The organism is Holdemanella porci, assembly GCF_019052655.1.
Classification (GTDB): Bacteria; Bacillota_I; Bacilli_A; order Erysipelotrichales; family Erysipelotrichaceae; genus Holdemanella; species Holdemanella hominis.
The window spans coordinates 1-6,426 of the sequence record NZ_JAHQVB010000089.1 but is presented as its reverse complement, the minus strand read 5'-3'; the positions used below and the strand labels follow the sequence as shown (position 1 = coordinate 6,426).

The following is a 6,426-nucleotide window of genomic DNA, read 5'->3' as shown; positions in this document are numbered from 1 at the left end:
GACAATAGTTGGGCTTGCCCCTGCGAAGATAGCTAGCTGCCGGGTCCTTTTTTTTGCCTTTTATATTCAAAAGCCAAGTCTAAGTAAATAAAAGACTTGGCTTTTTTCCTTGCACATTTTTTCACATATCATGAATAGATGTTTATGGTATAATAAAACGTAAAGGAGGTTTATTATGGACCAAAAGTACATAACAATACAAGGTGCTCGTGAAAACAACCTTAAAAATATAAGTTTAAAACTACCCAAAGATAAATTAGTCATTATGACAGGCGTTTCTGGAAGTGGAAAAACGTCCCTAGCCTTCGATACCATTTATGCTGAAGGACAACGTCGATATATGGAATCTCTATCCGCATACGCTAGACAATTTCTTGGCAATAGCGAAAAACCTGATGTCGATCAAATCGATGGATTATCACCAGCCATCGCAATTGATCAAAAAACTACATCTAATAATCCACGTTCAACTGTAGGAACAGTTACCGAAATTTATGATTATCTACGTTTATTATATGCACGTATAGGTGTCCCTTATTGTCCTGATCACCATATTCCTATTACTGGAAATACTATTAAGGAAATGATTGATAAGATCATGGAACTACCTGATAAAACTAGATGTACAATTTTGAGTCCTGTTATTCAAGGTAAAAAGGGATCACATAAAGATCTTTTAGAAAATTTAATGAAAGAAGGCTATATTCGTGTTCGTATTGATGGAGAAATTAAGTATCTTGAAGAACTTGAACCTTTAGATAAGAACAAGAAACATTCAATTGATGTTGTTGTTGATCGCATTGTAAAGAGTGATGATCGTTCGCGTTTTCATGATTCATTAGAAACTGCACTCAAATTAAGCGATGGTTTAGCTATTTTACTAACGAATGATTCTGAAACATTATTTTCAAGCAATTATGCATGTAAAGTGTGTGGTTTTTCTGTACCTAAACTAGAACCTAAATTATTTTCATTTAATGCGCCTTTCGGAGCTTGTCCAGAATGTAAAGGACTAGGTATTACACAGAAAGTAGATCTATCTTTGTTGATTCCGGACGATACCAAATCAATTGCCCAAGGAGGCATTCATTATTATAAAAATATTGTAAATACAGAAAATCTAGAATGGCAGAGAATTCATGCGCTTATTAAATATTATGAAATAGACATGGATACACCTATCAAAGATTTACCTAAGAAGAAGCTTAACTATTTATTATATGGTTCAGATGTACCAATCGCATACCAGTTGAATTCTCGTTCGGGAATCGTCTCAACAAAGCTAGAATGCATTGAAGGTGTTTGCCCTATGATTGAACGTAGATATATGGAAACTACTTCAACGATGTCTCGAGAATGGTACGGTTCTTTCTTGGCAGATGCTCAATGTCCGAAATGTCATGGAGCACGATTAAATAAACAGGCACTATCTGTACTTGTTGGTGGAAAAAACATTTATGAATGGACGCAAATGAGTATTAGTGAAGCCATCGATTTTATGGATCAGTTAGAATTAACGCCAACACAAGCTAAGATTGCAGAGTTAGTGGTCAAAGAAATTAAAAACCGTCTTTCATTTTTAAATCATGTTGGACTTAGTTATTTAACTCTTGATCGTTTAGCATCCACTTTATCAGGTGGAGAAGCGCAACGTATTCGCTTGGCAACACAGATTGGATCCCGCTTAACGGGTGTTATGTATGTTTTGGATGAACCAAGTATTGGTTTACACCAAAGAGACAATGATCGTTTGATTGGTGCGTTAAAAGATATGCGTGATTTAGGCAATACATTAATTGTGGTTGAACATGATGAAGACACAATGCGAGCAAGTGACTATATTGTGGATGTAGGACCTGGTGCCGGTGTGCATGGCGGACAAATTGTTGCGGTGGGAACACCGGAAGAAATTATGCAGAACGAAAACTCAATTACGGGAGCTTATTTAAGTGGACGTAAAAGAATTGAAGTGCCGGCAACACGTCGCAAAGGAAATGGCAAGAAACTAAAGATTGTGAAAGCGAGTCAAAACAACTTAAAAAATGTGAATGTAACTATTAAACTTGGTACATTTACTGTTGTGACTGGTGTTTCAGGAAGTGGGAAATCGTCATTAGTTACAGAAGTGTTAACACAGGGTTTACAACATGCACTAGGGCGATTAAGAATTAAGCCAGGGGTATGTAAAGAAATTCAAGGAATCGAAAATATTGATAAAATTGTTGAAATAGGACAAGATCCAATCGGTAGAACGCCACGTTCAAATCCTGCTACATATACAGGTGTATTCGATGATATTCGTGATTTATTTGCGCAGACAAAAGAAGCTAAAATGTTAGGTTATGATAAAGGACGCTTTTCATTCAATGTGAAAGGTGGACGTTGTGAAGCCTGTCAAGGCGATGGAATTTTACGTATTTCTATGCACTTTTTACCAGATGTTTATGTACCTTGTGATCAATGTGGTGGAAAGCGTTACAACGAAGAAACATTACAAGTTCAGTATAAAGGTAAGACGATTGCGGATGTATTGGATATGACGGTTGAAGAAGCCTTGGAATTCTTCAGCAATGTTTCAAAAATCAAACATAAACTACAAACATTAAACGATGTAGGACTTTCTTATATTAAGTTAGGTCAAAGTGCTACGACTTTATCTGGTGGTGAAGCACAACGTGTTAAACTGGCAAGTGAACTTCAAAAGAAGGCAACAGGAAAAACATTATTTGTGCTTGATGAACCAACAACAGGTTTGCATAGTGATGATGTAAAGAAATTGATTGATGTTCTACAACGTCTTGTAGAACACGGTGATACAGTATTAGTTATAGAGCACAATTTGGATGTGATCAAATGTGCAGATCAAATTATAGATATGGGACCTGAAGGTGGACAAGGAGGAGGAACTGTGATTTGTACGGGAACTCCAGAAAAGGTTGCTGCATGTAAAGAGAGTTATACAGGTCAATATTTAAAACCAATGTTAGAAAAAGGAGGAGACCATGGCAAAAGTAATTGTTCGTGATTTAGCTAAAAAATTCATGTGGACTATTGTAACTGGGGATTCAGACTCATTAAATCGTCCATTAACTTTGGCAGATACAAACCGCCCTGGATTAGAATTAGCCGGATATTTTCCAGACACACAAACAAAACGTCTTGTCGTACTTGGAGATAAAGAAATAGGATATATCGAAGAGCAGATGGATGAAATTTCTCAGCGTCGTTCTTTTGAATTTTTGACAGGAGATAGTACACCATGTATTGTGGTTGCACATGGGCATGAGTGCCCTCCTGTTTTAAAAGAGATAGCACAACGTAAAAATTTTCCTGTGTTTAAAACAGAATATCAAACATCACACGCAATCGTTAGTATCACAAACTATTTGGATGAATGTCTTGCAGAATCTGTAGTCATTCATGGAGAGTTAGTGCGTGTATTTGGTGTTGGTGTATTGATTACCGGTCGAAGTGGTATGGGAAAAAGCGAAATTGCCTTGGAACTTATCAAACGAGGCCATCAATTAGTCGGTGATGATCGTATTGATTGTTACAAAATACACGATGATTTGGTAGGAAGAACGACACCTATGTTAGAAGGGTTCATGGAACTAAGAGGTGTTGGAATTATTAATGTTTCTCGCATGTATGGAGTAGGAGCTGTTGCCCATGAAACACAAATTGAATTTCAAATCGATTTAGAGCCATTTAATGATTCTTATGAATATGATCGAGTTGGAATTGAAGAAAAAGAATACAATGAGATTTTAGGAATCAAAATTTTAAAGATGACTATTCCGGTTTCTCAAGGACGACCAATGTCATCTGTTATTGAAACGGCTGTGACAAACTTCTTATTGTTGAAAGATGGCTTAGATTCAGCTAAAGAATTTGAAGAGCGAGTACTATCGCAAATATCCGAGAATAAGAAGGAGGAATTCGATGCATCTGTTTCCGAACACTAGAATTTTTGTTTCTTTTGGATCTTTAGAAATTGCTTGGTATGCCGTTTTAATTTTAACAGGCGCATTATGTGCTTATTTACTATGTCAAAGAACAATGAAAAAATGGGGATATGCACCTGAAGTTCTAGATGATTATGTAGTTCCTATGTTGTTTATTGGAATTTTGGGAGCTCGAGCATGGTATGTTATTTTTGAATGGAATTATTATTCTTCACACCTAAATGAAATTGTAGCCATTTGGAACGGTGGTTTGGCCATACATGGAGGCTTGATTGCAGGAACTATTTTTAGTTTATTCTTCTTTAAGAAACGCCACATTTCATTTCTTAGAATGTTTGATTTGATTATGCCAACTGTGTTATTGGCACAAGCCTTTGGGCGTTGGGGAAACTTTATGAATCAAGAAGCCTATGGTGGGATTGTATCTGAGAGTTTCTTTGCGCATTATCCAGTGTTTATTAAAAATCAAATGTTTATTGATGGAGCCTATCGTATGCCTACTTTCTTATTTGAAAGTGTATGTAATCTATTAGGATTCTTGTTTATCACACTTATTTTCCGTAAGCATTGGTATAAAAGACGCGGGGACTGCGGATTTATGTATATGGTATGGTATGGAATTACACGTTTTGTGGTTGAAGGAATGCGAACTGATTCTTTAATGGTATTTGGCCTTCGTACAGCTCAACTTGTATCTTTAGCTTTAATGGTTGTTGGTTGTCTTGGCTTAATGGGCGTATTTCATAAAGCTTTTCACTGGAAAAATAAACCGATTGTTTTGTTTGACTTGGATGGAACGCTGATTGATTCACAACAATTAGTTTTTGAAACATTTAGAAGAGTTTTTAAAGAATTAAAACCCGATTATGAATTATCAAATGAAGAACTATATTCATTCTTTGGACCAACGCTAGAAGTAACTTTTTCAAAGTATTTCCCAGAAGATCAGGTACAAAGTATTATTGATCGTTATCAAGTAATCAATAAATCTTTGCATAAAAATCTGTTAAAGGAAGTGCCTCATGCCAAAGAAATGTTAGAGGGGTTAAAAGAACAAAATATACAGTGTGCGGTAGTATCAAATAAGCGTATTGAAGTGGTGAAAAGAGGACTAAAACAAGCTGGTTTAGATGGCTATTTCAAGGTTGTATTGGGAAAAGAAAATTTGCCCGAACCTAAGCCAAGTGCATCTGGCTTGATTGAAGCATGCAACTTATTACATACTAGTCATGACGATTGTATTTATGTTGGTGATAATGTTGCGGATATTGTAGCCGCAAAAAATATGGCTGCCTATTCTGTAGGGTTTAGTGTAGATGAAAAACAACGTGAAGCTTTAGAAAAAGCACATCCATGTAAGGTCATCGATGATTTAATGCAGTTAGTATCATTATGTAAGGAGGATCGCATATGGAGCGACAATACGATTTGGTAATAGTTGGTGCCGGCCCTGCTGGTTTAAGCGCAGCATTATATGGTTCAAGGGCAGGACTTAAAACTTTGATATTAGAAAATGGAGCGCCAGGTGGAAAATTGATTAAGACAAATAAAATCAGTAATTATCCAGGTATAAAAGATATTGAAGGTACACAGTTGGCAATGGATATGTTTGAACAAGCAACATCTTTTCAAGCTGAATATGCGTATGGTGAAGTCAATAAAATCGATGAAAATAAAAATGTATATTTAAACGATGGGAATGTTGTGAAAGGGAAAGCTGTCATTCTTGCGACAGGAACAAAGGAACGTTTATTGAATATTCCTGGGGAAAATGAAAATCTAGGACATGGTGTTTCTTTCTGTGCAGTTTGTGACGGTGCATTTTTTAGAGATAAAGAGGTTGTAGTGATTGGTGGAGGAAACTCGGCATTAGAAGAATCGATTTATCTTGCCGGGCTTGCGCGCAGTGTTACGATTGTGATTCGAAGAGACGTATTTAGAGCTGAAGAACATATTCAAAAACAAATTGAAGAGAACGCAAAGATTCATGTCATTAAGAAGCATATTCCTGTTCAAATTTTAAGTTCGGAAGGAAAAGTATCCGGTATTGAACTTGAAAATGTGGATACTCATGAAAAACAAGTTATAGAATGTTCAGGTATCTTCCCTTATGTTGGACAAGATCCAAATACGGATTGCGTACAAGATTTAGGTATATTAAATGAGCGTGGCTATGTTCTAGTCGATGATGATCGTCAAACAAAAATTCCAGGAATTTATGCAGCAGGCGATGTCATTGACAAAAATTTAAGACAGGTTATTACGGCATGTAATGATGGTGCCATTGCAGCACAGCATGCATTTCATAAAATAAAAGGAATTTAATAGTTCAAGAAACCAGATGGAAACATCTGGTTTTAATTTTATGCTTTTGGCTTTAGCCGGTTGAGTACGAAGTACGAAACAACAAAACCACCTGCTATGCGGGTGGTATCAAAAAAATGTTATACAAAATAATCAC

Annotated in this window: 4 protein-coding genes; all 4 read left to right on the top strand. The window is 36.2% G+C overall.

Annotated elements, in window-relative coordinates; translation table 11 throughout:
• Positions 1 to 175 precede the first annotated feature (175 nt).
• Genes uvrA through trxB form a run of 4 tightly spaced genes read left to right on the top strand, consistent with a single transcriptional unit; the run spans position 176 to position 6,290 of the window.
• A complete protein-coding gene (uvrA, locus tag KTQ83_RS10940) occupies positions 176 to 3,025 on the top strand; it encodes an excinuclease ABC subunit UvrA (protein ID WP_217256831.1) in 2,850 nt (949 codons plus the stop codon).
• Positions 3,003 to 3,965, top strand: coding sequence for an HPr(Ser) kinase/phosphatase (gene hprK, locus KTQ83_RS10935; RefSeq protein ID WP_117926710.1), 963 nt, complete (start codon positions 3,003 to 3,005; stop codon positions 3,963 to 3,965). Before uvrA ends, hprK begins: the two co-directional genes overlap by 23 nt.
• Positions 3,943 to 5,400 (top strand): prolipoprotein diacylglyceryl transferase, encoded by a 1,458-nt coding sequence (gene lgt / locus KTQ83_RS10930; RefSeq protein ID WP_217256830.1) that lies wholly within the window; start codon positions 3,943 to 3,945, stop codon positions 5,398 to 5,400. Before hprK ends, lgt begins: the two co-directional genes overlap by 23 nt.
• Complete coding sequence (gene trxB, locus KTQ83_RS10925) at positions 5,376 to 6,290, top strand: thioredoxin-disulfide reductase (RefSeq protein WP_117926708.1); 915 nt, start codon at positions 5,376 to 5,378, stop codon at positions 6,288 to 6,290. Before lgt ends, trxB begins: the two co-directional genes overlap by 25 nt.
• The last annotated feature ends 136 nt before the right edge of the window (positions 6,291 to 6,426 follow it).